General features: G+C 73.4%; 23 protein-coding genes and 1 pseudogene. 11 read left to right on the plus strand and 13 right to left on the minus strand.

Annotated features, from left to right (window positions below; all coding sequences use genetic code 11):
* Positions 1 to 241: 241 nt before the first annotated feature.
* The 3 genes from ACFRAC_RS06455 to ACFRAC_RS06465 form a co-directional block, all read right to left on the minus strand.
* On the minus strand, positions 242 to 484 hold the full coding sequence (locus ACFRAC_RS06455; protein ID WP_382921626.1) for a hypothetical protein: 243 nt from the start codon (positions 482 to 484) through the stop codon (positions 242 to 244).
* 526 nt (positions 485 to 1,010) lie between these two features.
* Complete coding sequence (locus ACFRAC_RS06460; RefSeq protein WP_382921629.1) at positions 1,011 to 1,901, minus strand: 2-hydroxy-3-oxopropionate reductase; 891 nt, start codon at positions 1,899 to 1,901, stop codon at positions 1,011 to 1,013.
* A gap of 25 nt (positions 1,902 to 1,926) precedes the next feature.
* Positions 1,927 to 2,748: a TIM barrel protein gene (locus tag ACFRAC_RS06465; protein WP_382921632.1), complete on the minus strand. Its 822-nt coding sequence runs from the start codon at positions 2,746 to 2,748 to the stop codon at positions 1,927 to 1,929.
* Positions 2,749 to 2,883: 135 nt separating this feature from the next.
* Here ACFRAC_RS06465 and ACFRAC_RS06470 point away from each other — a divergent pair, with 135 nt between their 5' ends.
* From ACFRAC_RS06470 to ACFRAC_RS06500, 7 genes are all read left to right on the plus strand, one after another.
* Entirely contained in the window at positions 2,884 to 3,135 is a 252-nt protein-coding gene (locus ACFRAC_RS06470; RefSeq protein WP_382921634.1) for a hypothetical protein, read from the plus strand.
* Between the two features lie 50 nt (positions 3,136 to 3,185).
* A complete protein-coding gene (locus tag ACFRAC_RS06475; RefSeq protein WP_382922115.1) occupies positions 3,186 to 3,497 on the plus strand; it encodes a helix-turn-helix domain-containing protein in 312 nt (103 codons plus the stop codon).
* A gap of 123 nt (positions 3,498 to 3,620) precedes the next feature.
* Positions 3,621 to 4,130 (plus strand): 2-oxo-4-hydroxy-4-carboxy-5-ureidoimidazoline decarboxylase, encoded by a 510-nt coding sequence (gene uraD / locus ACFRAC_RS06480; protein WP_382921637.1) that lies wholly within the window; start codon positions 3,621 to 3,623, stop codon positions 4,128 to 4,130.
* A gap of 14 nt (positions 4,131 to 4,144) precedes the next feature.
* Positions 4,145 to 4,537, plus strand: coding sequence for a hydroxyisourate hydrolase (uraH, locus tag ACFRAC_RS06485; RefSeq protein ID WP_382921640.1), 393 nt, complete (start codon positions 4,145 to 4,147; stop codon positions 4,535 to 4,537).
* A gap of 4 nt (positions 4,538 to 4,541) precedes the next feature.
* Positions 4,542 to 5,483, plus strand: a complete 942-nt coding sequence (gene pucL, locus ACFRAC_RS06490) for a factor-independent urate hydroxylase (RefSeq protein ID WP_382921642.1) — start codon at positions 4,542 to 4,544, stop codon at positions 5,481 to 5,483.
* Positions 5,484 to 5,602: 119 nt separating this feature from the next.
* Positions 5,603 to 6,979 carry an 8-oxoguanine deaminase gene (locus ACFRAC_RS06495; protein WP_382921645.1) on the plus strand — a complete coding sequence of 459 codons (1,377 nt, stop codon included), beginning with the start codon at positions 5,603 to 5,605 and terminating at the stop codon, positions 6,977 to 6,979.
* A 255-nt stretch (positions 6,980 to 7,234) separates the two neighbouring features.
* Positions 7,235 to 8,623: a nucleobase:cation symporter-2 family protein gene (locus ACFRAC_RS06500; protein ID WP_382921648.1), complete on the plus strand. Its 1,389-nt coding sequence runs from the start codon at positions 7,235 to 7,237 to the stop codon at positions 8,621 to 8,623.
* 75 nt (positions 8,624 to 8,698) lie between these two features.
* Here the strand turns inward: ACFRAC_RS06500 and ACFRAC_RS06505 are convergent, their stop codons facing one another.
* The 7 genes from ACFRAC_RS06505 to ACFRAC_RS06535 form a co-directional block, all read right to left on the minus strand.
* Complete coding sequence (locus ACFRAC_RS06505) at positions 8,699 to 9,148, minus strand: spore-associated protein (RefSeq protein ID WP_382921651.1); 450 nt, start codon at positions 9,146 to 9,148, stop codon at positions 8,699 to 8,701.
* Positions 9,149 to 9,265: 117 nt separating this feature from the next.
* Positions 9,266 to 9,688: an acyl-CoA thioesterase gene (locus tag ACFRAC_RS06510; protein ID WP_382921653.1), complete on the minus strand. Its 423-nt coding sequence runs from the start codon at positions 9,686 to 9,688 to the stop codon at positions 9,266 to 9,268.
* Between the two features lie 50 nt (positions 9,689 to 9,738).
* Positions 9,739 to 10,365: a hypothetical protein gene (locus ACFRAC_RS06515; protein WP_382921656.1), complete on the minus strand. Its 627-nt coding sequence runs from the start codon at positions 10,363 to 10,365 to the stop codon at positions 9,739 to 9,741.
* A 71-nt stretch (positions 10,366 to 10,436) separates the two neighbouring features.
* Positions 10,437 to 11,036: a histidine phosphatase family protein gene (locus ACFRAC_RS06520; protein ID WP_382921659.1), complete on the minus strand. Its 600-nt coding sequence runs from the start codon at positions 11,034 to 11,036 to the stop codon at positions 10,437 to 10,439.
* A 105-nt stretch (positions 11,037 to 11,141) separates the two neighbouring features.
* On the minus strand, positions 11,142 to 11,543 hold the full coding sequence (locus tag ACFRAC_RS06525) for a DUF5955 family protein (protein ID WP_382921662.1): 402 nt from the start codon (positions 11,541 to 11,543) through the stop codon (positions 11,142 to 11,144).
* A 12-nt stretch (positions 11,544 to 11,555) separates the two neighbouring features.
* On the minus strand, positions 11,556 to 13,829 hold the full coding sequence (locus tag ACFRAC_RS06530) for a hypothetical protein (protein WP_382921665.1): 2,274 nt from the start codon (positions 13,827 to 13,829) through the stop codon (positions 11,556 to 11,558).
* Between the two features lie 96 nt (positions 13,830 to 13,925).
* Positions 13,926 to 15,134, minus strand: a complete 1,209-nt coding sequence (locus ACFRAC_RS06535) for a pyridoxal phosphate-dependent aminotransferase (protein ID WP_382921668.1) — start codon at positions 15,132 to 15,134, stop codon at positions 13,926 to 13,928.
* A gap of 87 nt (positions 15,135 to 15,221) precedes the next feature.
* On the opposite strand from ACFRAC_RS06535, the gene ACFRAC_RS06540 reads away from it, so the two are divergent.
* The gene (locus tag ACFRAC_RS06540) at positions 15,222 to 15,848 is read left to right on the plus strand and encodes a winged helix-turn-helix transcriptional regulator (RefSeq protein ID WP_382921671.1); all 627 of its coding nucleotides are present in this window, start codon (positions 15,222 to 15,224) and stop codon (positions 15,846 to 15,848) included.
* A gap of 61 nt (positions 15,849 to 15,909) precedes the next feature.
* Here the strand turns inward: ACFRAC_RS06540 and ACFRAC_RS06545 are convergent, their stop codons facing one another.
* Genes ACFRAC_RS06545 through ACFRAC_RS06555 form a run of 3 tightly spaced genes read right to left on the minus strand, consistent with a single transcriptional unit; the run spans position 15,910 to position 19,527 of the window.
* Positions 15,910 to 16,710, minus strand: coding sequence for a hypothetical protein (locus tag ACFRAC_RS06545; RefSeq protein WP_382921674.1), 801 nt, complete (start codon positions 16,708 to 16,710; stop codon positions 15,910 to 15,912).
* Positions 16,710 to 17,978 (minus strand): VWA domain-containing protein, encoded by a 1,269-nt coding sequence (locus ACFRAC_RS06550; RefSeq protein WP_382921677.1) that lies wholly within the window; start codon positions 17,976 to 17,978, stop codon positions 16,710 to 16,712. Before ACFRAC_RS06550 ends, ACFRAC_RS06545 begins: the two co-directional genes overlap by 1 nt.
* A gap of 43 nt (positions 17,979 to 18,021) precedes the next feature.
* Positions 18,022 to 19,527 (minus strand): IucA/IucC family protein, encoded by a 1,506-nt coding sequence (locus tag ACFRAC_RS06555; RefSeq protein WP_382921679.1) that lies wholly within the window; start codon positions 19,525 to 19,527, stop codon positions 18,022 to 18,024.
* Between the two features lie 94 nt (positions 19,528 to 19,621).
* Here ACFRAC_RS06555 and ACFRAC_RS06560 point away from each other — a divergent pair, with 94 nt between their 5' ends.
* The 3 genes and pseudogenes from ACFRAC_RS06560 (at position 19,622) to ACFRAC_RS06570 (ending at position 22,383) form a co-directional block, all read left to right on the plus strand.
* Positions 19,622 to 21,142 (plus strand): IucA/IucC family protein, encoded by a 1,521-nt coding sequence (locus ACFRAC_RS06560; protein ID WP_382921682.1) that lies wholly within the window; start codon positions 19,622 to 19,624, stop codon positions 21,140 to 21,142.
* Between the two features lie 135 nt (positions 21,143 to 21,277).
* On the plus strand, positions 21,278 to 21,607 hold the full coding sequence (locus ACFRAC_RS06565; RefSeq protein ID WP_382921685.1) for a hypothetical protein: 330 nt from the start codon (positions 21,278 to 21,280) through the stop codon (positions 21,605 to 21,607).
* Between the two features lie 98 nt (positions 21,608 to 21,705).
* Positions 21,706 to 22,383: pseudogene (locus ACFRAC_RS06570) on the plus strand (cation:proton antiporter).
* Positions 22,384 to 22,403: the final 20 nt, after the last annotated feature.

Below are 22,403 nucleotides of genomic sequence, written 5' to 3' on the forward strand. Positions count from 1 at the left end.
CCCCCCCCGTCGACCGCGAAGGGCGGTCCGGCCGACAGCCGGACCGCCCTCTTCGTGCTCCCCCGTGACGGTGCTCCCCCGTGGAACCCCCGTGTCACGGGACCCGCAGCCCCCGTGCCGGCGGGACCCGTGTGACGACAATCTGCCCTGCGCGGGGGGCATCCGAAGCCCCTTGAACGAAGTTCAGAGCTTGATTTGAGCATGGCGTAGACGTCCTACGCCGCCGGCTGTACGCGCCCGGTCAGCCCTCCTCGTGGTGCTCCGACAGCCCCGGCCAGTCGTCGGGGCCGCCGCCCTGCCAGTCGATCAAGTCGCTCTCCGCCACGTTCGTGACGTAGTGGTCGGAGAGCCGCAGGATCTCGCTGACGTCGTCCACGTGCGTGGCGATGCCCAGCGGCCTGTCGCCCTCGGTGACCCGCCGGGAGCCGTCCAGCCCGGGCGGGTGCACCACGATGCGCGGATGCTCGGTCGGTCGTGCCGTCATGCCTTCAGACTGCTGCGAAAGGCCCCGCTCCGCACCCCGGCGGGGCACACGCGCACGCGCGCGGCGCCGGGCACGGGAGTCTCCGTGGCCGGCGCCGCGTGGGCTGTCCGGTGGTGGCCGTCCGACGGCGCGAGGCTGGGCGCGACAGTACGTTCGCGCCGCCGGACGGCGTTCTGGGGTGCCGGGGACCGCGGCGGGAGCGACGGAACCCGGGCCTGCCTCCCCTCAGGTCGAAGGAGGCGGCCGGGGCCTTCACCACCGCACTGGCTCGCTCGCCGCCGCGGTCCACACGCGGCCCGCGCCCTCCTCCGGGCGGCGACCCCTCATCCGGGCCGGCCGGCGACGGGGCGCGGGCGGTGCGTCCGGCTCATGACCTTCCGTCAGGAGCCGGACGCCGTGGACGGGTCCGCTTCCGCGCCGGGCGCGGAAGGGACGTCCCGCCGGCGGTGTGCCGACGGGGTGTCCGGGCGGTGCCGGTGCCTGGGCGCGACAGGACATGTGTCGGCGCCGGCACCGCCCGGAGGTCTCAGCGGGAGGCGCCGGACAGGCGCTCCACGGCCCGCAGCAGGGCCGAGTGGTCCAGGCCGCCGTCGCCCTGGGCGCGCAGGGACGCCACGAGCTGGGCGACCACGGCGCCGACCGGCAGGGCCGCGCCGACGCCGCGGGCGGCGTCCGTGACGATGCCCATGTCCTTGTGGTGCAGATCGATGCGGAAGCCCGGCTCGAAGTCCCGGTTCAGGAAGTTGTCCTTCTTGCGGGTCAGCACGGTCGAGCCCGCCAGGCCGCCGTTCAGGACGTCCAGGGCGGCCTTGAGGTCCACGCCGGACTTCTCCAGGAAGACCACGGCCTCGGCGCACGCCTGGATGTTCACGGCGACGATGAGCTGGTTGGCGGCCTTCACGGTCTGTCCCGAGCCGTGCGGTCCGCACAGCACGACGGTCCGGCCGAGCGCGTCGAAGATCGGCCTGGCCTCGTCGAAGTCGGCCTGCTCGCCACCGGCCATGATCGACAGCACGGCCTCGATCGCGCCGGCCTCACCACCGGACACCGGGGCGTCCAGCACGCGGATGCCCTTGTCCTTCGCGGCCTTCGCCAGGTCCACCGAGGTCCGGGGGGTGATCGAGGACATGTCGATCAGCAGGGCGCCGGAGCGCGCGTTCTCCAGGATGCCGTCGGGGCCGTACGCGATCGCCTCGACCTGCGGGGAGGCCGGGACCATGGTGATCACGACGTCGGCGTCCCGCACGGCCTCGGCGGCGGAGCCGGCCGCGGTGCCGCCCGCCGCGGCGAGCCGGTCCAGCTTGTCCTGCTCCAGCGTGTAGCCGGTGACCTGGTAGCCCGCCTTGATCAGGTTCTCGGACATGGGGGAGCCCATGATGCCGAGGCCGATCCAGGCGATCGTGGGAAGGGTGCTCATGAGGGGGTGCCTTTCGGTAACGGGGTCAGCGGGGCAGCCAGTCGAAGGCCTCGGCGCTCGGGCGGTCGCCCGGCTTGTACTCGAGGCCGACCCAGCCGTCGTAGCCCGCCTTCCTCAGCTGGTCGAGGAGGTCTTCGAGGGGCAGCGCGCCGGTGCCCGGCGCGCCGCGGCCCGGGTTGTCGGCGATCTGGACGTGGCCGGTCCGCGCCGCGTACCGCTCGATCACCGCGGGCAGGTCCTCGCCGTTCATGGACAGGTGGTAGAGGTCCATGAGGAACTGGGCGTTGCCGAGTCCGGTCGCCGCGTTCACCTTGTCCGCCACGCCCACCGCGGCGGGCGCGCTGACCAGCGGGTACAGCGGTGACTCCGCCTTGTTCAGCGCCTCGATCAGCAGGATCGCGCCGATCCGGTCGGCCGCCCGGGCGGCGAGGACCAGGTTCTCCAGCGCGAGCGCGTCCTGCTCGGCCGGGTCCACGCCGTCGACGCGGTTGCCGTACAGGGCGTTGAGGGCCCCGCAGCCGAGGGATTCGGCGAACTCCGCCGCGACCTCGACGTTGGCGCGGAACCGCTCCGACTCCTCGCCGGGCACCGACAGGGCGCCGCGGTCCGGGCCGGGCAGCCGCCCGGCGTAGAAGTTCAGCCCGGTGAGCCGTACGCCCGCGTCCTCGACCGCCTTCCGCAGGGCGTCGAGCTCGGACCGCTCGGGGGTGGGGGAGTCGATCCAGGGCCACCACAGCTCGACCGCGGTGAAGCCGGCCGCGGCGGCGGCCGCGGGACGCTCCAGGAGCGGGAGTTCCGTGAAGAGGATCGACAGGTTGACGTTGAAGCGCTGCTCTGCGAATCCCATCGGACCGGCGCTCCCTTCCGTGGCAATATTCCGTATGGCGGAAGTTTGTTTCTGCTTATTGGAAGACTGCCGTCGGGTCCCGGAGGTTGTCAAGAGGGCTCGGCGGATGACGGCACCGCGCGTTAGGTTGTGCGCGTGCGATTGAGAGTGGAGTTCACGACCGAGCCCTTCGACCTCGACGAGGCGCCCGCGCACGCCGTGGCGGCCCGTGAGGTCATCGAGGCGGCGGACCTGGACGCGGTGGACGTCGGCCCGTTCGGCAACACGGCGGAAGGCGGCTCGGACGCGGTGCTCGCCGCCGTGGAGGCCCTGCTGCGCAAGAGCCTCGGCGCGGGCGCCACCCGGATCTCGCTCCAGGTCAATGTGATCGGGGAGGACGGGGCGTGACCGACGGGGACGACACCTTCATCGCGGCCGTCAAGCCACTGGTCGACGCCATGGGCGGTGAACTCCTCCCGCCCGACGAGGCCGGCCCCGAGGACGTCGTGCTCTCCTGGCGCGGCTCCGACGTCGTCGCCGTGCGGCTGCCCCAGCTCGCCGACTCCCTCGACCACATCCTGGCCGCCATGGAGCGCCGTACGGGCAAGCCCCTGGCCGACCTGGACCGCAAGGCCAAGCAGGAGGTCGTCCGCAGCCTCGAGGCGCGCGGCGCCTTCTCCGTGCGGCATGGGGTGGAGACCGTCGCGAGCGCGCTCGGGGTCAGCCGCTTCACGGTCTACAACTACCTGAACCGGGACAAGAACCCCTGACCGGAGCTCCCCGGTTTCGTTACCGGGAATTTTCAACAAAGTGTTGACGCGCTGTCGCCGCAAGGCGTTAGCTAACGGCACGCCCGTTCAGCACGAAGGCCGTTCGCGGCCACGGAGGCTCCCGTGACGCCGAATCCCACGCCCCCGGGCCTGGCCCGGTTCAACGCCCTGGAGGAGCACGCGGCGTACGCCGCGCTCCACGAGGCGTGCGCCTCCACCGCCTGGGTGCGGCGGCTGCTCGCCGCCCGCCCCTACGCCACCCCCGACGAGCTCTACCGGGCCAGCGACGCCGCCATGGCCGAACTGACCGCGGACGACCTCGCCGAGGCCATGGCCGGCCACCCGCCGATCGGCCGCCCCCGGCCGGGCGACCCGGCCTCCGCCCGCGAGCAGCGCGGCATGGCCGGCGCCTCCGAGGACCTCAAGGCGGAGATGCTCGAACTCAACCTGGCCTACCAGGAGAAGTTCGGCCATGTCTTCCTGATCTGCGCCACCGGCCGGACCGGCGAGCAGATGCGCGACGCGGTCAAGGAGCGGATCGGCAACGCGCCCGAGCAGGAGCGCGAGATCGTCCGCACCGAGCTGGGAAAGATCAACCGTATCCGGCTCGCCCGCCTCGTCGACGACGACTGACAAGGACGCCGACCATGAGCACCAGCACCACCGCCTCCGTGTCCACGCACATCCTGGACACCAGCGTCGGCCGGCCCGCCGAGGGCGTCGCCGTCCGCCTCTCCGTCCGCCCGGGCCGGGACGCGGACTGGCGGGAGCTCGGCGGCTCCGCGACCGACGCGGACGGGCGGTGCAAGGACCTCCCGGCCCCGCCGGAGGGCACCACCCACGTCCGGCTCGACTTCGCCGTCGAGCCGTACTTCGAGAAGAAGCAAGCCGATGCGCAGCAGGACGCCCCCGCGAATCGGGACAGCGGTGCCGTGTTCTTCCCCGAGGTGGCGATCACCTTCGCCGTGACGCCCGGGGAGCACTATCACGTACCGCTGCTGCTCAACCCGTTCGGCTACTCCGTATACCGAGGGAGCTAGCTACATGACCGCCCATTCCAGCCCTGCCCGCCCTGTGCTTCTGGGACAGAACCAGTACGGCAAGGCCGAGAACCGAGTCGTCAGGATCACGCGGGACGGCACCACCCACCACATCAAGGACCTGAACGTCTCCGTCGCGCTGTCCGGCGACATGGCCGAGGTCCACTACTCCGGCTCCAACGCCAACGTCCTGCCGACCGACACCACCAAGAACACGGTGTTCGCGTTCGCCAAGGAGTACGGCGTCGAGTCCGCCGAGCAGTTCGGCATCCACCTCGCCCGGCACTTCGTGACCAGCCAGGCGCCCATCCACCGGGCGCGCATCCGCATCGAGGAGTACGCCTGGGAGCGGATCGAGGGCACCGGCGCCGACGGCGAGGAGATCAAGCACTCCTTCGTCCGCCGGGGCCAGGAGACCCGCCTCACCCAGATCACCTACGACGGCGGGACCTGGGAGGTCGTCTCCGGCCTGAAGGACCTCACCGTGCTGAACTCGACGAACTCCGAATTCTGGGGCTACGTCAAGGACAAGTACACGACGCTCCAGGAGACCCACGACCGCGTCCTGGCCACCGAGGTCTCCGCCCGCTGGCGCTTCAACTGGACCGACGACGAGCAGCCCGCGCCCGACTGGGACGAGTCCTACGAGCAGACGAAGCAGCACATGCTCCGGGCCTTCGCGGAGACCTACTCGCTCTCCCTGCAGCAGACCCTGTACGAGATGGGCGCGCGGATCATCGAGCACCGCGGCGAGATCGACGAGGTCCGCTTCTCCCTGCCGAACAAGCACCACTTCCTGGTGGACCTGGAGCCCTTCGGGCTGAAGAACGACACCCCCGACGGGGCCGTGTACTTCGCCGCCGACCGCCCCTACGGCCTGATCGAGGCCACCGTCCTACGAGACGGCTGCGAGGCCCGCATCCCGGCGGACCTCACCAACCTGTAGACCGACGCACGAACTTCGGCACCCGCGGCCGGGCCGGGCCCCTCCGGGCCCGCCGGCCGCGGCACTCAAACCCCCGGGGTCCTGCCGTGCCCTCTCCACAGCAGCGCAAAGGACGCACCATGGCAGCAGCCCAGCGCATCGTCATCGAGAACTGTTCGATCGCGACCGTCGACGCGGACGACACCGAGTACGCCACCGGACACGTCGTCCTGGCCGGCCACCGCATCGAGTCGCTCGGCGCCGGACGCGCCCCCGAGGGCCTGGAGAACGTCGTCCGCCGGATCGACGCCACCGGTCACCTCGTCACACCCGGCCTGGTCAACACCCACCACCACTTCTACCAGTGGATCACCCGGGGCCTGGCCACCGACCACAACCTCTTCGACTGGCTCGTCGCCCTCTACCCGACCTGGGCGCGCATCGACGAGCGGATGGTCCGCGCCGCCGCGCAGGGCTCGCTCGCGATGATGGCCCGCGGCGGTGTCACCACCGCCATGGACCACCACTACGTCTACCCGAAGGGCTCCGGCGACCTGTCGGGCGCGATCATCGGCGCCGCCCGCGACATGGGCGTGCGCTTCACCCTCGCCCGCGGCTCCATGGACCGCAGCGAGAAGGACGGCGGACTGCCCCCGGACTTCGCCGTCGAGACCCTCGAAGGCGCGCTGGCCGCGACCGAGGAGACGGTGAAGCAGCACCACGACACCTCCTTCGAGGCGATGACCCAGGTCGCCGTCGCCCCCTGCTCCCCGTTCTCCATCTCCACCGAACTGCTCCGCCAGGGCGCCGAACTCGCCCGGCGTCTCGGGGTGCGCATGCACACCCACGGCTCGGAGACCGTGGAGGAGGAGAAGTTCTGCCACGAGCTGTTCGGCATGGGCCCGACCGACTACTTCGAGTCCACCGGCTGGCTCGGCGAGGACGTGTGGATGGCGCACTGCGTCCACATGAACGACTCCGACATCGCCGCCTTCGCCCGTACGAGGACCGGCGTCGCGCACTGCCCGTCCTCCAACGCCCGCCTCGCCGCCGGTATCGCCCGGGTTCCCGACATGCTGGCCGCCGGCGTCCCGGTCGGCCTCGGCGTCGACGGCACCGCCTCCAACGAGTCCGGCGAACTGCACACCGAACTGCGCAACGCCCTGCTCATCAACCGCCTCGGCGCCCACCGCGAGTCCGCCCTCACCGCCCGGCAGGCCCTGCGGCTCGGCACCTACGGCGGAGCCCAGGTCCTCGGCCGCGCGGCCGAGATCGGCTCCCTCGAACCCGGCAAACTGGCCGACCTCGTGCTGTGGAGGATGGACACCCTCGCCCACGCCTCCATCGCCGACCCGGTCACCGCCCTCGTGTTCGGCGCGGCCGCCCCCGTCACCGCGTCCTTCGTGAACGGCCGCCAGATCGTCGAGGACGGACGGCTGCTCACCGCCGACGAGGACGCCATCGCCCGCTCCACGCGGGACGAGGCGCGGCGGCTCGCCGGGATCGCGGCACCGTAACGCCCCCTGTGAACTCCGGCCGGGAGGGACGGCTCCCGGCCGGCGGCCCCGGACCCTCGGGTCCCGGGGCGGCCGTCGCCGGGGCGTGCGCACGCGCGCGCCCCGGACCGGTCCACCGTCCCCGTACGACCGGTCCCTCCCCCAAGCTCTCGGCTTCGCTCGAGCAGGGAGGTACCCCCAGCCCACCCGCACCACCTCCCTGAAACCCACGGCAGCCGTCCGGGCGGCCGTGCAACCGACCGGAGGCAAGCCGCCGTGGCCGACCACCCCGTTGACGAGAAACTCCCCGCGCTCAAGATGGCGACGACCGGCCTCCAGCATGTGGCCGCCATGTACGCGGGCGTCGTCGCCCCACCCCTGATCGTCGGCGCGGCCATCGGCCTCTCCGCCGCCGACCTGACCTTCCTGACCGGCGCCTGCCTGTTCACCGCGGGCCTCGCCACCGTCCTCCAGACGCTCGGCGTGTGGAAGATCGGCGCCCGGCTGCCCTTCGTCAACGGCGTCACCTTCGCCGGTGTCGCCCCCATGACCGCGATCGTCGCCTCCACCGACAAGGCCGACGCCCTGCCGATCATCTTCGGCGCCGTCATCGTCGCCGGGCTCCTCGGCTTCCTCGCCGCCCCCGTGTTCTGCAAGGCGGTCCGCTTCTTCCCGCCCGTCGTCACCGGCACCGTGATCACCCTCATCGGGATCTCGCTCCTGCCGGTCGCCTTCGGCTGGGCCCAGGGGCCCGACCCGGCCGCGCACGACTACGGCTCGGCCACCAACCTGGGCCTGGCCGGCGGCACCCTGCTCATCGTGCTGCTGCTGCGCCGCTTCACCACCGGCTTCGTCAAGCAGATCGCCGTCCTGCTCGGCCTGGTCGCGGGCACCCTGCTCGCGATCCCGTTCGGCGTCACCGACTTCGCTCCCGTCGCGGACGCGGACGTCGTCGGCTTCCCGACGCCGTTCCACTTCGGGGCCCCGCAGTTCCAGCTCGCCGCGATCCTCTCGATGTGCGTGGTGATGGTGGTGTCGATGACCGAGTCGACCGCCGACATGCTGGCGCTGGGCGAGATCGTCGACCGCCCGGCCGACGAGCGGACCATCGCGGCCGGGCTGCGCGCCGACACCCTCGGCTCCGCGCTCAGCCCGCTCTTCAACGGGTTCATGTGCAGCGCCTTCGCCCAGAACATCGGGCTCGTCGCCATGACGCGGATCCGCAGCCGGTACGTCGTCGCGGCCGGCGGCGGCTTCCTGGTGCTGATGGGCCTGTGCCCGATGGCGGCCTCGCTGATCGCGGTCGTGCCCCGCCCGGTTCTCGGCGGCGCGGGCGTCGTCCTGTTCGGGTCGGTGGCCGCGAGCGGCATCCAGACCCTGGTGCGGGCCGGGCTGGAGAAGGACAACAACGTCCTGGTCGTCGCCGTCTCGCTGGCCGTCGGCATCGTCCCCATCACGGCGCCGGAGTTCTACCACGCCTTCCCGGTGACCGCGCGGATCGTGCTCGACTCGGGCATCTCGACCGGCTGTGTGGCCGCGGTGCTGCTGAACCTGGTCTTCAACCACCTGGGCCGCGGCGGCCGCGACGCGACGGACGTGACCCACCCGATGGAGGCGGCGCAGGAGCTCACCGGGAAGCCCGAGCGGACCCCGGCCGCCTCCTGAGTCCCGTCACGGCACCGCGCGCCCCGGCAGGACATGAGGAGTCCTGCCGGGGCGCGCGGCCCTGCCGGTGCCGGATCAGCGGGTGAAGGTCACCCGGCTCTCCTTGAGGGAGCCGCAGTTGGAGCCCGTCACCTGGACGTACACGTTCTTGATCTGACCGCCCCAGTCCACGCAGTACCCCTTGCCGTAGACGTAGGTGGGTCCGGCGTACGAGGTGTAGCGCCCGTAGTCCTCGTCGTACTCGTCGGTGCCGTTGACGTAGATCCACGCCGACATGTCCTGAGCGGTGCCCGGGGTGTTGCGGATGGTCGCCACACAGTTCTTGCCGTTGGTGGAGTTGTACGTCAGGTACACGGTGCCGAGCGAGCCCACCGGCGCCGAGTTCACCGTCTTGTAGCCGCTGCCGCAGACCTTCTGCGGGGTGGTGTTGGGTGCCGCGGAGGCGGGTGCCGCGAGGGCGGCCGTGCCGCCGACGGTCAGCGCCGCGAGCGCCACGGTGGACAGGACAGAACGTGCGTATCGCATATTTCCCCCTGGTGTCCATTGGAGTCGGTTGCTCCTGCATGGTGTGACCCGCGGGGTATGCGAATGGTTGTGCTCGGATCTGGTGCCGTGTCGACAAATCCCCTCGGCGGGGTGGTGTCAGATCCCGAACAGGCCCGGATCCGTGGCCAGTTCCTTGAAGTAGTCCTGCGGGTTCGCGACCATCCGGCGTTCCTCGAGGTCCAGCAGGCCGCCGACCGCGGTGAGTTCGGCCGCGACCGTGCCGTCCGCCTTCACCATGTCCTGCCGGATGCGGAACGTCTTGCCGCCCGACCACTCGAAGACGCACGTCACGTCGACCTCGTCACCGGCGACCAGCTCGCGCCGGTAGCGGATGGTCGTCTCCAGGGCGACCGGGCCGACCCCCTTCGATATGAGCCCGGTCTGGGTGATCCCGGCGGCCTGGAGCAGCGACCAGCGGGCGTGCTCGGCGTAGTTGATGTACACGCTCTGGTTGACGTGGCCCTGCACGTCGGTCTCGTATCCGCGGACGGTGATCCGGACGGAGAAAGGCTCGCTCACTGCTACCCCTTAGACGGTCGGTGCCTGATGCAGCGATCCTGGCACGCCGGTCACGCCCTGCGCGGGGACGCCAGCAGATAGCGCGCCCGGGTGCGCGGCTCGGTGTGCTCCCCGACCTGCCAGCCCGCCCCCTCCAGTGTGGCGGCGCAGGCCCGCAGCCGCGTGGCGTCCGGCTCGCGCACGGCGACCGCGTCCGGCTGGGGCGTGGCCCGCACCCGGTAGCCGTCCTCGCCGTCCCCCTCGGCCGGCCGGTGCCCGGCGGCCTCCAGGGCGAGCGCGGCGGCCTGCACGAGATGGCCGCGCTCCCAGGCGCACGGCCGGTCCACGGCCTCGTCCGGGTTGGTCATCCGGCGCAGCTCCAGCAGGCCCTGCCAGGCGCTGTGCACCTCACGGACGCGGGCGGGACCGCTCTCCGGCCGCTCCTCCCCGCCGATCCGCGCGGCGAAGACCCGCCCGGCCCCGGAGGCTCGCGCCGGCTCTGTCCGCGAGGGCTCCGGTGTCCTGAGGCGGTGCCCCGCCGGAGTCAGGAAGTGATCGTGCGGCGGGCGCGGGTGCCGGAAGGCCAGGCCCCGCCCCACCAGCGCCGCGAGCTGGGCCGGTGACCCCCTCAGCCGCCCCGTGACGGGGTCCGCGGCGTCGATGACCCGCCGCTGGGCGGCGGTCGGCGGTCGCGTCACGGCGTGCTCCTCCCCGGGCCTCCGGCGCGGCACCCGCCCGCGCGGGACGCCGCACCCCTTCGCCCGGAAGGCTACGGCCCGGGTCTGACATTCCAGCCGGCGATCACCGGGCGGCCGTGCTCGGTGCCGAGCCGGGACAGCGCCCCGGTGGCCAGCTGGAACAGCGCCCCGTCGCTGGGCGGCAGCCCGAGATAGCGGGCGGTGAGCACCCGGAGGAAGTGCCCGTGTGCCACGAGGACCACACAGCCTTCCGTGTTGGCGAGTGCCGCGTCGACCTTGGCGAGCATCCGGTCGGCGCGCTCCCCGACCTCCTCCGGGCTCTCCCCGGGGTGGTCCGGCGGGCCCGGCGCGACCCCGTCCGTGAACAGGAACCAGCCGGGCCGCTCACGCTGGATCTCGACGGTCGTCACGCCCTCGTAGCCGCCGTAGTCCCACTCGCGCAGATCGGCGTCCACGCGCACGTCGTGCAGCCCGATCAGCTCGGCCGTCTCCCGGGCCCGCTGCGCCGGACTGGTGAACACGGCGCCGATCCGGTGCGAGCGGATCAGCGGCGCCAGCCGCCTGGCCTCCTCACGGCCGCGCTCGGTCAGCGGCACGTCCGTCGAGCCGGTGTGCCGCCCCGACCGCGACCACTCGGTCTCGCCGTGCCGGACCAGAAAGACCTCACCCACCGCGCACCCTTCCCGCTCGCCTGCCTGCAGCCTGCCATACGACGGCGGGGGGACGCAGAGCGGACTGGGCCGGACGGTCGTCCCGGGCGCGGGAGTGCGCGCGGCTCAGGGGCCGGGGAGGGCCTGCACCGACTGCGCCAGCCGGCCCACCGCCGTGACGAGCGGCGCCACCGGCTCGACGAACGCGGTGAGCCGGTCCAGGGCGCGCCGCAGCACCGACGGCTGCGGTTCCTCCTCCTCCAACTCCTCGCGCAGACGGCGCAGTTCCCGGTCGGTGGCGTCGGGGTCAGCCAGCGCCTCCCGGTGCTCCCGGAGCAACCGCTCGACCTGCGCGAGCAGTTCGGCCGTACGGGCCGTCTGCGCGGGGTCCTGGGCCGGGAAGGACACCGAACCGGAGAACGCCTGCGCCCGGTGCCCGACGGCCTGGTTGCCCACGTGGTGGGTGCCGCCGCTGATCACGATGCCGTTGTTGACGGGAGGGTCCTGGGGTCCGTCCTCGTGACGCATGCCGTCGCTCTCCTATTTCTCCGAACCGCCGGTGCCGCCGACGGCTGCCGGGCCGGTCTGCCGGGGGACCGTCTGGGTGGCGCTGGCGCCCGCCCCGACCGCCTGGTTGCCGACGAAGCTCATGCCGCCCTGCTGGATGACGCCCTGGTTGAGGATCGTCTGCTGCTGTGCGCGGAAGTCGGTGATGTCGTAGCCGCGCGAGTCGAGGAACTCCCGCAGCGCGGCGAGAGTGTGACGCTCCACCAGGGAGACGATCCGCCCGGCGTCCAGCACCTGGAAGTAGTTGTGGTAGTCGGGGCTCAGCGCCATCTCGCGCACGCTCACCCGGGCACCGAAGTCGAACACGGGGTCCTGCTCCATGGCCTTCAGCTCGTCCGTCATGCGCCGGTGGTGCCGGGTCTCGAAGCGGGCGTACCGCACCGCGCGGAACGGGGCGGCGAGGAACGCCGGTCCGGTGCGGGACAGCGCGGTGACCAGCAGATCGCGCCGGGCGTCCTCCCGGAGCGGGCCGCGCAGCCGGTCCACGACGTGGTAGTCCGCCCGCACGGGCCCGAGGACGTGGTTGTCGCAGTGCAGGTGCAGGGTGCGGCCCGCGGTGGAGAAGTGCAGGAACACGCTGGGCACCACGTCCCCGCCCCACAGCGGCACATGGACGCTCAGATGGTGGCGGACGGCCCCGGCCGGGCGCTCGATGATCCGGTCGACCTCCGGCGGCGACAGCCGGGCGACCGGCGCGAGTCCGGTGCCGCTGGTGAACCGCTCGTCGTCGCCGACGGCCGTCCCGCCCACGAAGACGCGGTCCTCGACGAACAGGGACCGCAGCGTGTCCGCGCCGTCGTCCGCCGCGCCGTCCCCGGTGCCGTGCCCGGCGACCGTGCGCAGCCGCTCCCGTATGTGGTCGACGAGGTCGGTGACGGTGAAGGGCTCCGGCGCGGCGGGGCGCGCCTTCACCTCGCCGGCGTCGTCGGCGGGCAGCAGCGGCACGGCGATCGACCATTTGGAGCTGGTGCCCGCGTAGCCGATGAAGGGCGTGTAGCCGCTGTACACCGTGACGTTGCCGTTCTGCGCCTCCCTGATCGCCGCCAGCCGGTCCGCGATCCACTTGTGGCGCGGCACGGTCGGGCGGGGCTGCCGGGGGAACGCCTCGCGGGTCAGGGTGGTGCGCAGCAGCCCGTCGATCGCGAGGTCGTGGCGCACGACCGTGGCACACGCCAACGCCACGGCGGCGATCGACGCCAGCACGGCGGGCACGCCGTCCCCGTACGCGCCGAGCAGCCAGGCGGCGAACCCGGACACGGGTGCCGCCGAGATCCCGTAGCCGACGTAGAAGGCGACCAGCACCATGACGGCGGCGGAGACGCCGGTGCCGATCAGGACCCGGCTCTCGGGCTGGTGGTGGCCGCGGGTGGCCAGGCTCGGGCGGGCGCCGGTGCGCCGGGCCGTCGACAGCAGCACCAGCGAGAACAGCACCCACAGCGGGGCGAGGACGGCCACCAGGGCGAACGCGCCGGTGAGCCGCTGGTCCCGCCGCCGGCGGAGCTCCCGCGCGGTCAGGCAGTGGCGGACGACGGTCACGAGGTCGACGTCGGGGGAGGGGGCCACCGCGCCGGCCTCGTCGGCCAGCACCTCCTCCACCACCCGGTCGGCGAACCGCTCGTCGACGTAGGCGGCCGTGCACAGATAGCGGGTGACGTCACCGGGTGTGCTTCCGACGGGCATGTGGACCGGACCGGTCGTCATGCCGGTTCCTTCCTCTCTCCTGCGACGGGCCGGCGCCGGCCGGGCACCGGGGAACGGGGTGGCGGCCGGTCCGGCCGCGAGCACGGCGAGCAGCACGCCGGCCGCGAGACCGAAGAGGAGCCCCTGGCGCAGCAGGTGCCACAGCGCCTCGGCGGACTGCTCGAACCGGTAGCGCTCGGGCCGGAACAGCCCGGGCAGCGCCCAGACCAGCGCCTCCAGAGCCACCGACACCAGCACGGCACCGCCGACCCGGCGCAGCCACGCCGGGAGCCGGGCGGGCAGCCGGGCCGGGAGCAGGACGACCCCGGCGATCAGCAGCAGGGCGTGGAGGTCGTTGGCGATCAGATACCCGACGCCGGCGTAGCCGTCGGGGGAGTAGCCCCAGGAGGGTATGAACGCCGCGGCGAGCGGCCACGGCGGGTCCCCGCTGCTCAGGTAGAGGTCCCAGTAGTACTCGCCCAGCGGGCGCTGCACCCAGGGGCTGCCCATGACCAGGAGGAGGGCGACGAGCAGGAGGGGACGGCCGCGTAAGCCGGACGGTCTCATTCCGGGGTCCCCCCTATCCCCTGGCCGCTGCGATCGGTGGCGGCACTCTATGGCATCCCCGTTCTCCGCGACCGCGAATCCGCGAACCTCCACCCCCTACTGGCGATAGCCGCTCAGGAACCGTCCGATCCGCCCGATCGCCGCCTCCAGATCGTCGGCGTAGGGGAGCGTGAGGATGCGGAAGTGGTCGGGGGAGGGCCAGTTGAAGCCGGTGCCCTGGACCACCTGGATCTTCTCGCGCAGCAGCAGGTCCAGGACGAACTTCTCGTCGTCGTGGATGCGGTGCACCTTGGGGTCCAGGCGCGGGAAGGCGTAGAGCGCGCCCTTGGGCTTCACGCACGAGACGCCGGGGATCTCGTTGAGCTTCTCCCAGGCCACGTCGCGCTGTTCGCGCAGCCTGCCGCCGGGCGCGGTCAGGTCCCGGATGGACTGCCGGCCGCCGAGCGCGGCCTGGATGGCGTACTGCGCGGGCGCGTTGGCGCACAGCCGCATGGAGGCCAGCATGGTCAGGCCCTCCAGGTAGTCCTTGGCGTGCTGTCTCGGCCCGGTGACGACCAGCCAGCCGGAGCGGAAACCCGCCACCCGGTAGGTCTTCGACAGGCCGCAGAACGTGAGGACCACCAGGTCGGGGGCGAGGGCGGCGGCCGAGTGGTGGACGGCGTCGTCGTAGAGGATCTGGTCGTAGATCTCGTCGGCGAAGACCATCAGACCGTGCCGGCGGGCGAGGTCGAGGATGCCCTCGACGACCTCCTTCGGATACACCGCGCCCGTCGGGTTGTTGGGGTTGATGATGACGACGGCCTTGGTGCGGTCGGTGATCTTCGCGGCCATGTCGTCGAGGTCCGGGTACCAGTCGGCCTGCTCGTCGCAGAGGTAGTGCACCGCCTTGCCGCCCGCGAGGTTGGTCACCGCGGTCCACAGGGGGAAGTCCGGCGCCGGGATGAGGACTTCGTCGCCGTCCTCCAGAAGGGCCTGTACGGCCATGGAGACCAGCTCGGAGACGCCGTTGCCGAGGAAGACGTCGTCCACGTCGACCTCCAGACCCAGGGTCTGGTAGCGCTGTGCCACGGCCCGGCGGGCGGACAGGACGCCGCGCGAGTCCGTGTAGCCGTGCGCCCGGGGGAGCATCCGGATCATGTCCTGGAGGATCTCCTCCGGCGCCTCGAACCCGAACAGGGCGGGGTTGCCGGTGTTGAGGCGCAGCACGCTGTGACCCGCCTCCTCCAGCGCGTTCGCGTGCTCGATCACCGGACCGCGGATCTCGTAGCAGACCTCGCTCAGCTTGCTCGACTGCCGGAACTCCATGCGCGCTCGCCCCTCCGGATTCGTGTGGTGCTTGGTTTTACCAAGTGCGAGCTTGGAAAGTCCAACAACGTGTCTAGACTGCGTCGCATGTCACCTCGCCGAAGCTACGACCAGTACTGTTCCGCCGCCCGGGCGCTCGACGTCGTCGGCGACCGCTGGACCCTGCTGATCGTCCGGGAGCTGCTCGCCGGTCCGCGGCGCTACACCGACCTGCACGCGGACCTGCCCGGGGTCAGCACGGACGTACTGGCCTCGCGGCTGAAGGACATGGAGCGCGACGGCCTCAGCACCCGGCGCCGCCTGCCCCCGCCCGGCGCGGCCTTCGTCTACGAACTCACCGAGCGGGGACGGCAGTTGCTGCCGGTGTTGCAGGCGCTGGGGGAGTGGGGCCGGTCCGAGCTGGGCGAGCGCCGGCCCACCGACGCCGTCCGCGCGCACTGGTTCGCCCTGCCGCTGCTGTCGTCGCTGGACGGCGAGGGACTGCTCGAAGTACGCCTGGAGGAAGGTGACTTCCACCTCCACGTCGGCGCCGGGGAGGGACCCGTCTACGGCGACGGGCGCGCCCCCCGCGAGCCCGACGCGCGGCTGGTCCTGGACTCCGCGACCTGCGAGGCGCTGGCGCGCGGCGAGGCGAGCCTGACCGACGTCGTACGGGACGGCCGTGCCACGGTGACCGGGGACGGCACCCTGGCGAAGGCGCTGCTCGACCGGTGAACGCCGCGGGGCCCGCCGTACGCGATGTACGGCGGGCCCCGCGGCCTGTCATGACGTGCCGTCAGGCCGTCGGCGGTACCCTCGGCGGGCGCCCCGGGCCGCGCGTCAGCGCGTACCCGCCGATGCCCGCGAGCGCGGCCAGCACCCCGCCGAGTCCCGTCCACACCCAGCGGTCGGACCACCAGCCCGAGGCCCAGCCGTCATCGGGTTCGAGACTGGCGAGCAGCGCCTCCCCGCCGGACTTCTCCTCCGCGTCCCGGGTGACCCCGGCGCCCGGCACCAACGGTTGCGCCAGCGAACCGTCCACCGCCGCCGCCCCGCCGGCGTCCTGCGAGCCGATCCGCACCTCGGCGCTCACCGGCTGCCCCAGCGCGGAGGCCGGCACGTCCACCGCCGTCAGCCGCACGTAGTAGGTGCCCGGCAGAGGGTCCCCGTCCCACGGCTCCGACCAGCCGCGCACGGTCCGCAGCGCGCACGCCAGCTCGACCGACGCGGCACCGGCGGCCGCGGTGCGCGTCTGCGCCCCGAACCGGCACGCCTGACGGCGCCGCAGACCGTCGTACACGTCGATCTGCCAGGTCTCGGCGGCGTGTTCGGCCGGCAGCTTCACCGTCGCCTCGACCGTCGGCCGCTGACCGGTGTCGGCGGGGAACGACCAGTACAGGTAGTCACCCGTGGAGGCGTTCGCCGTGGCGGTCTGCCCCTGCTCGACCTCGGTCGCCGTACGGAACGAGGTGCCCGCCCGCGTCGGCGCGTCCGGCTCCTGCGACGCACCCGGCGACGGCGAGGAGTCCGCCGCGGCGGGTCCCGCGGCCAGTCCCAGGGTGAGCAGGGCCGCGCCCAGCACACGTGTCATCCGCATCAGTTGGTCCTCCAGACCGCGACGCGCCAGCGAGACAGCCAGCCCCAGACGAGACCGGCGAGGAAGCCGGTGAGGATCAGCGCGCCCAGCAGCCACCAGCCGCGCCCCAGGCCGAAGGAGGCCACGTCCCGGGCGGGCGACGGCCCGTCCACGACGTCGACCGTCAGCTCCAGCGGCAGACCCGGAGCGGTCTTCACCCCGGAGCCCGCCGAGAAGGAGTGCGTCACCTGCAGGCACACGGTCTCCGCCGGGGCGTTCTCCTCGTCGTCGTCCGCCTCCGCCTTCGGGTAGCGCAGGCCGGCCGACACGACGTCCGTGCGGCCGGTGCCGGCCGCCTCGCCGCGCACGATCTCGCGGCCCTTGGCCGTCACGGCCCGCACCAGCACGCCGTACGACGGGTTCACCGCCCGGTCGGCCGCCACGCTCACCGAGGCCCGCAGCTCCTGGCCGGGGCGCACGTCGACCCGGTACCAGCGCTGCTGCCCGAACTCCTCGCGGTCGGTGTACAGGCCGGACTTCAGCGTCGGCGCCTTCTCGCAGCGGTCCGCGCCGTCGGTCGCGACCGGTGTCACCACCGGATCGGCCGCCCGGTCCACCAGCTGGTTGACCTTGTCGGTGAGTTCCTCGGTGTGCTCGACCGAGGTGAAGGTGCCGCCGGTCGCCTCGGCGATACAGCTGAGCTGCTGCCGCAGCTTGGTGTTCGGCACCAGGCCGAGCGTGTCGATGGTCAGTCCGATGCCCCTTGCGGCGATCTCCCGTGCCACCTCGCAGGGGTCGAGCGGCGCACAGGTGTCCTCGCCGTCGCTGATGAGCACGATGCGCTTGGAGCCCTCGCCGCCGTCGAGGTCCTCGGCGGCCTTGAGCAGCGCCGGGCCGATCGGCGTCCAGCCGGTCGGTGACAGGGTGGCCACCGCCGCCTTCGCCTCGGTGCGGTCCAGTGGGCCGACCGGGTACAGCTGCGCGGTGTCCTTGCAGCCCGTCTTGCGGTCGTCGCCCGGGTAGTTCGCGCCGAGCGTGCGGATGCCGAGCCGAACCTCCTCGGGTGTGGCGTCCAGCACCTCGTTGAACGCCTGTTTCGCCGCGGCCATCCGCGACTGGCCGTCGATGTCCCGCGCCCGCATGGAGCCGCTCACGTCCAGGACGAGATCGACCTTGGGCGCCGTCGCGCTCACCTCGTCGGCGACCGCCCCGGCCGGGAACGCCAGCCCGGCCGCGAGCAGGGCGAGCAGGGCGCACGCCCCGGCCGCCAGCCGTGTTCGTATGATCATCGGCGGAGCCTAGTGACCGGGGGCGGCCCGATCCAAACCGGGGTCAGAACACGTCCGGCCGCAGCGGGTTGGGCAGGGCGGTCCACTGGTCCCCGCCCACCCCCGGCGACAGCCGCATCAGCGTGAGCGCCTTCGCGGGCACCTCCTCCTCGCGCAGGGCCGCCAGGTCCCCGGTCACTGGCAGGTCCGGCAGGGCCGCCACGAGGGCCGCGCGCAATGCCGGCCCCGACCCCGCGGTGCCCGCCAGAGCCCCGGCCACCAGGGACCCGAACAGCTTGCGGCGCAGGACCGTCACGTCGTCCGTGACGATCCGCCCGGTCAGCTCCGGCACCGGGACGCCGTGCCGCGCCAGCCGGGCCGGGCTGATCCGGATGTCGGCGAGATCGCGGTAGACCAGCCGCACCGGCGCCCCGTCCGCGGCCAGCACGACGAGCAGGTTCTGCCCGTGCGCCTCCAGCGCCACGCCCATCTCCAGCAGCCGCAGCCCCGCCGTCAGCGCCAGCCGTGCGAACGCCGCCAGCCACGCGCCGGTCGCGGGCAGTCCGGTGCCGGGCAGTGCGGCCACCGGCACCACCCGCTCGCCGGGCCCCGCGTACCGGCCGGGCGGCTCCCGCAGCACGGCCGCCAGATCCGCGGACCCGGCCGCCACGGCCCCCAGCGTGCGTGTGAAGTGCACCTGCCCGTCCAGCCGGTCCCCGAGGTCCGCCGCGAACCCGGACAGCGTCTGCGACATCCCCACGGAGTACACCGAGATGTCCCGCACCGAGGACGTCAGCCGCGCGCTCAGCGCCGTCTTGACGTGCGGCCCCCCGGGCAGGGCCAGCGTGCGCAGCGACATCAGCGGATGCGCGTCCGCCCAGTCCTCGTACGGCCGCTTGAGCACATGCTCGGCCTGCCACGGGTGCACCGGGATCAACAGGTCTTCCCCGTGCCGCAGTTCCTCCGGCCACACGCCCGTCACCAGGCACCCGTCCGCCCGCACCGCAACCCGCGCCAGCGACACGACCGGCCGGTGCTCCGGCCCGTACGCCAGCTGCTCGGCGACCGAGAAACCGGGCCGGGAGCGGCAGTTGGGGTGGAACGGATGCCCGTCCACCACGCGCTGCTCCCACTCCCAGTCGTGCTCCGGCCACTCTTTCGGGTGAGAGTCCTGCCCGGCCCGCGCGAGGGCCAAGGAGGCCACGCTGTGCCCGATCTCGGAGGTGAGCGCCCCACCGCGCGGTACGGCCAGGTCCGTCAGCAGCCGGACCGGATCGTCGTACACCGTCCCGTCCAGCCGCACGGAGGTGACGTAGGCGGCGGTGGCGTACGGGTCCGCCCGCGGCCCGTCCAGCCGGCGCCCGTCCCCGAGCCGCAGGACGAGCCCCTCCCCGCCCCCGTCCCGGCCGGTCACCCAGGGCAGCGGCTCGTACGCCAGGGCACGCCAGAGCCGGGTCAGCACCGCGGCCCTGGCCCCCGGCAGCGCGTCCGTGTACCGGGGCACGAGGGCGGGGCGGGCGTCGGCCAGTTCGGCGGCGATCTCGGCCTCGGCGCTCGGAGGACGATGCACGGGAGGGCTCCTCGGGGTACGTGTAGGGCGTCGGGACGGCCGCCGACGACAGCCATACTGATCGTCTCCCGCCTGAACGGACCGTAGGGAACCAGTGGATCGCGTGCACCTCACCCCGCCGACCGCCTCGGACGCGGCGGCCCGCGCCGACGCCCTGGCGATCGCCCCCCTGCTCAACTGCCTGCTCCGCGAGGTGGCCGAGCCGCAGCGCGACGGAACGGCTCGGGCGGACGCGCCGGACGACGAGCGGCGGGTGCACCGGCTGCGCGGCTCGGGCCGCCTCCTGCGGGTCCTCGGCGCCCGCCGGCCCGCCGAACCCGAGGTGTTCACCGGCGGCGCCTGGCGCCGCGTCGGCCACGCCGAGCTGGTCAAACTCGTCGCGGACGAGCTGCGCCGCCACACCGGCCTGTCCAACCACGAGCTGCCCGCCGAGATGATCGACAGCCGGGACGCGCTGGCCGCCCTGCTCACCGCACGCGCGCGTGCCGTGCCGCCCGGCGACCTCTACCTGCGCTCCGAGCAGTCCCTCCTCACCGGCCACCCGTACCACCCCGCGCCCAAGGCGCGCGGCGGCGGCCCGGTCGCGGCCTGGCTGCCGTACGCGCCCGAGGCGTACGCCAGCTTCCCGCTGGCGCTGCTCGGCCTGCGCGAGGACCTGGTCGTCGAGGAGGGCGACACGACCGGCCTGGACGCCCTCGGTGAGGCCCCGCCCGGCTACCGGCTGCTGCCCGCACACCCCTGGCAGCTCGGCCTGGTGGACCTCGAGCCCGCCTTCGCCGACGGCCGGCTGGTCCGGCTCGGCACGACCGCCTTCGACGCCCGGCCGACGGCCGCGATCCGCACGCTGTACGCGCCCGGGCACGACCTGTTCCTCAAGTTCAGCCTCGACGTCCGCATCACGAACGACATCCGCCGGCTGTGGCGCCACGACCTGCTGCGGCTGCGCCGCACCGACGCGGCGGCCACGGCGGCCCTCGCCGGTCAGGACGCGGCCTGGCTGAGCGACCGCGGCTACCGGACCGCCTCGTTCGCCTTCGAGGAGCTCGCGGTCCTGGTGCGCGACGGGCTGCGCGGCCGGGTCCGGCCGGGGGCGACACCGCTGCTGGCCGCCGCGCTCGTCGAGGGCTTCGAGGGCAGCCCACTGGACGCCGCCGGGGACCCGGCGGCCTGGTGGGAGGCCTACCTCGCCCAGGTCGTCCCGCCCGCGCTGACGGCGTTCGACGCGCACGGCGTCGTCCTGGAGGCGCACCTGCAGAACTCCCTGGTCGCCGTCGACGCCGGCGGCCTTCCCGTGCAGGCGCTGTTCCGGGACGCCGAGGGCGTGAAGCTGCTCGGGGAGGTGTCCCGGGCGGCGGGCTGGGAGCGGCTGGTGTACTGCCTGGTCGTCAACCACCTCGCCGAGATCGCCGGGGCCCTCGGCGCCCGCCACCGCGGGTTCGACCCCTGGCCCGCGGTCCGCCGCGAGCTGGCCCGGCACGACCTCCCCGAGATCCCGGCCCTGATGTCGGCGCCCACGCTCCCCGGCAAGACCAACCTGCTGCTGCGCTGGACGGGCGCGGACGGCGCGGACGCCCGCTATCTGCCGCTGCCGAACCCGCTGGCGCAAGACGGGTGAACGACGGGCCCGGGCCCTCGGCGGTCCGGGCCCCGTATGCCGCGACATGGGTACTGGACCCGATGGTCCCGGCCCCCTCCGGCGTGTGAGGGTGACAGTGAACCCCCGGCCTCCCGGTCCCCGGAAGGAGGAGGTATGCCGCACCCGACCCGACCCCCGCACTCCCTCGGCGCACGGCCACGACGCTCCGACCCGCGTTCCACCCGGGTCCCCGGGACGGGGCGTCCGCCGCCGGACGGCCCGCGCGGCCGGCGTGGGGCCTGGGCGCTGCTCGCCGCCTCGGTGGTGATGCTGACCGCCGGCGCGATGCTGCCGCAGGGCCTGCTCCTCGCCTCCGGACTGGTCGCGGCGGGCGTGGCGGTCCAGACGCTCACCCCGCCCGAGAAGCCGGAGCCCCCGCGCCCGCGCGTACCGGAGCCCGCCCGCCCCGACGACCCGACCGGCCGCCCGCACGACGACGCCTGACGAGACGCGGGCGCGGGACCACGCGCCCGCCCCCGAAGCCTTGTCCGCCCCATCGCGGAAGGTGGTGACCCGTGGGGCATGCCGACACCCTGCTCGCGATGGGCGGCGCGTTCGTGGCCGCCGCCGTCCTCGCACGCCTCGGCCGCCGGATCGGCCTGCCGACCGTCCCGCTGTTCATGCCGGCCGGAATCCTGCTCGGCCGCACACCCCCGGCCTGGTCCTGGTGCGGGACGCGCACGACTTCGAGATGCTCTCCGCGCTCGGCCTGGTGCTCCTGCTGTTCCCCCTCGGCCTGGAGTTCCAGCTCGACGACCTCAGGAGCGGGGGAGACGTCTGCTCGCCTTCGGTCTGGCATCGACCCGGCGGACCTCGTCTCCGTCGGCGGCCCGGTCGCCGCGGCCGTCGCCCTGACGGTCGCCATGAACGTGATCGCGGGACTGTCCGCCGCCCGCCTGTACCGCTACGGCCCCGGGCCCACCGCGAACATCGCCGCCACGCTCCTGGGCCGCGGGGAGTTCGCGCTGATCCTGGCCGCGATGGCCGCCACCCCCGGACTCGACGGGCGGCTCGCCCCGTTCATCGCCGGCCATGTCCTCGTCCTGGCCGTGCTCGGCCCCGTCCTGGCCGGCCGCCCGCACCTGCTCGCCCGCCTCCTCCGGACCACGCGGGCCGTTCCGCCCCGGCGCCGCGACCGGCCACCCGGGCCGCCGGAACCTCCGGGCGCCGAGGTGGCGGAGCCGTCCGGGGCCTCGGCCGCCCGCTCCGGCACGAGGTGATCCCGACTATGCTCGGTCCG

The sequence above is a fragment of the Streptomyces sp. NPDC056628 genome (genome assembly GCF_042792555.1).
Taxonomy (GTDB): domain Bacteria; phylum Actinomycetota; class Actinomycetes; order Streptomycetales; family Streptomycetaceae; genus Streptomyces.

Excerpts from the sequence above, each read along its gene's own strand:
- ACFRAC_RS06455 (WP_382921626.1), bottom strand. The coding sequence starts at position 484 with ATGACGGCACGACCGACCGAGCATCCGCGCATCGTGGTGCACCCGCCC.
- ACFRAC_RS06460 (WP_382921629.1), bottom strand. The coding sequence starts at position 1,901 with ATGAGCACCCTTCCCACGATCGCCTGGATCGGCCTCGGCATCATGGGC.
- ACFRAC_RS06465 (WP_382921632.1), bottom strand. The coding sequence starts at position 2,748 with ATGGGATTCGCAGAGCAGCGCTTCAACGTCAACCTGTCGATCCTCTTC.
- ACFRAC_RS06475 (WP_382922115.1), top strand. The coding sequence starts at position 3,186 with ATGGGCGGTGAACTCCTCCCGCCCGACGAGGCCGGCCCCGAGGACGTC.
- uraH (WP_382921640.1), top strand. The coding sequence starts at position 4,145 with ATGAGCACCAGCACCACCGCCTCCGTGTCCACGCACATCCTGGACACC.
- pucL (WP_382921642.1), top strand. The coding sequence starts at position 4,542 with ATGACCGCCCATTCCAGCCCTGCCCGCCCTGTGCTTCTGGGACAGAAC.
- ACFRAC_RS06495 (WP_382921645.1), top strand. The coding sequence starts at position 5,603 with ATGGCAGCAGCCCAGCGCATCGTCATCGAGAACTGTTCGATCGCGACC.
- ACFRAC_RS06505 (WP_382921651.1), bottom strand. The coding sequence starts at position 9,148 with ATGCGATACGCACGTTCTGTCCTGTCCACCGTGGCGCTCGCGGCGCTG.
- ACFRAC_RS06525 (WP_382921662.1), bottom strand. The coding sequence starts at position 11,543 with ATGCGTCACGAGGACGGACCCCAGGACCCTCCCGTCAACAACGGCATC.
- ACFRAC_RS06530 (WP_382921665.1), bottom strand. The coding sequence starts at position 13,829 with ATGAGACCGTCCGGCTTACGCGGCCGTCCCCTCCTGCTCGTCGCCCTC.
- ACFRAC_RS06535 (WP_382921668.1), bottom strand. The coding sequence starts at position 15,134 with ATGGAGTTCCGGCAGTCGAGCAAGCTGAGCGAGGTCTGCTACGAGATC.
- ACFRAC_RS06540 (WP_382921671.1), top strand. The coding sequence starts at position 15,222 with ATGTCACCTCGCCGAAGCTACGACCAGTACTGTTCCGCCGCCCGGGCG.
- ACFRAC_RS06545 (WP_382921674.1), bottom strand. The coding sequence starts at position 16,710 with ATGCGGATGACACGTGTGCTGGGCGCGGCCCTGCTCACCCTGGGACTG.
- ACFRAC_RS06550 (WP_382921677.1), bottom strand. The coding sequence starts at position 17,978 with ATGATCATACGAACACGGCTGGCGGCCGGGGCGTGCGCCCTGCTCGCC.
- ACFRAC_RS06565 (WP_382921685.1), top strand. The coding sequence starts at position 21,278 with ATGCCGCACCCGACCCGACCCCCGCACTCCCTCGGCGCACGGCCACGA.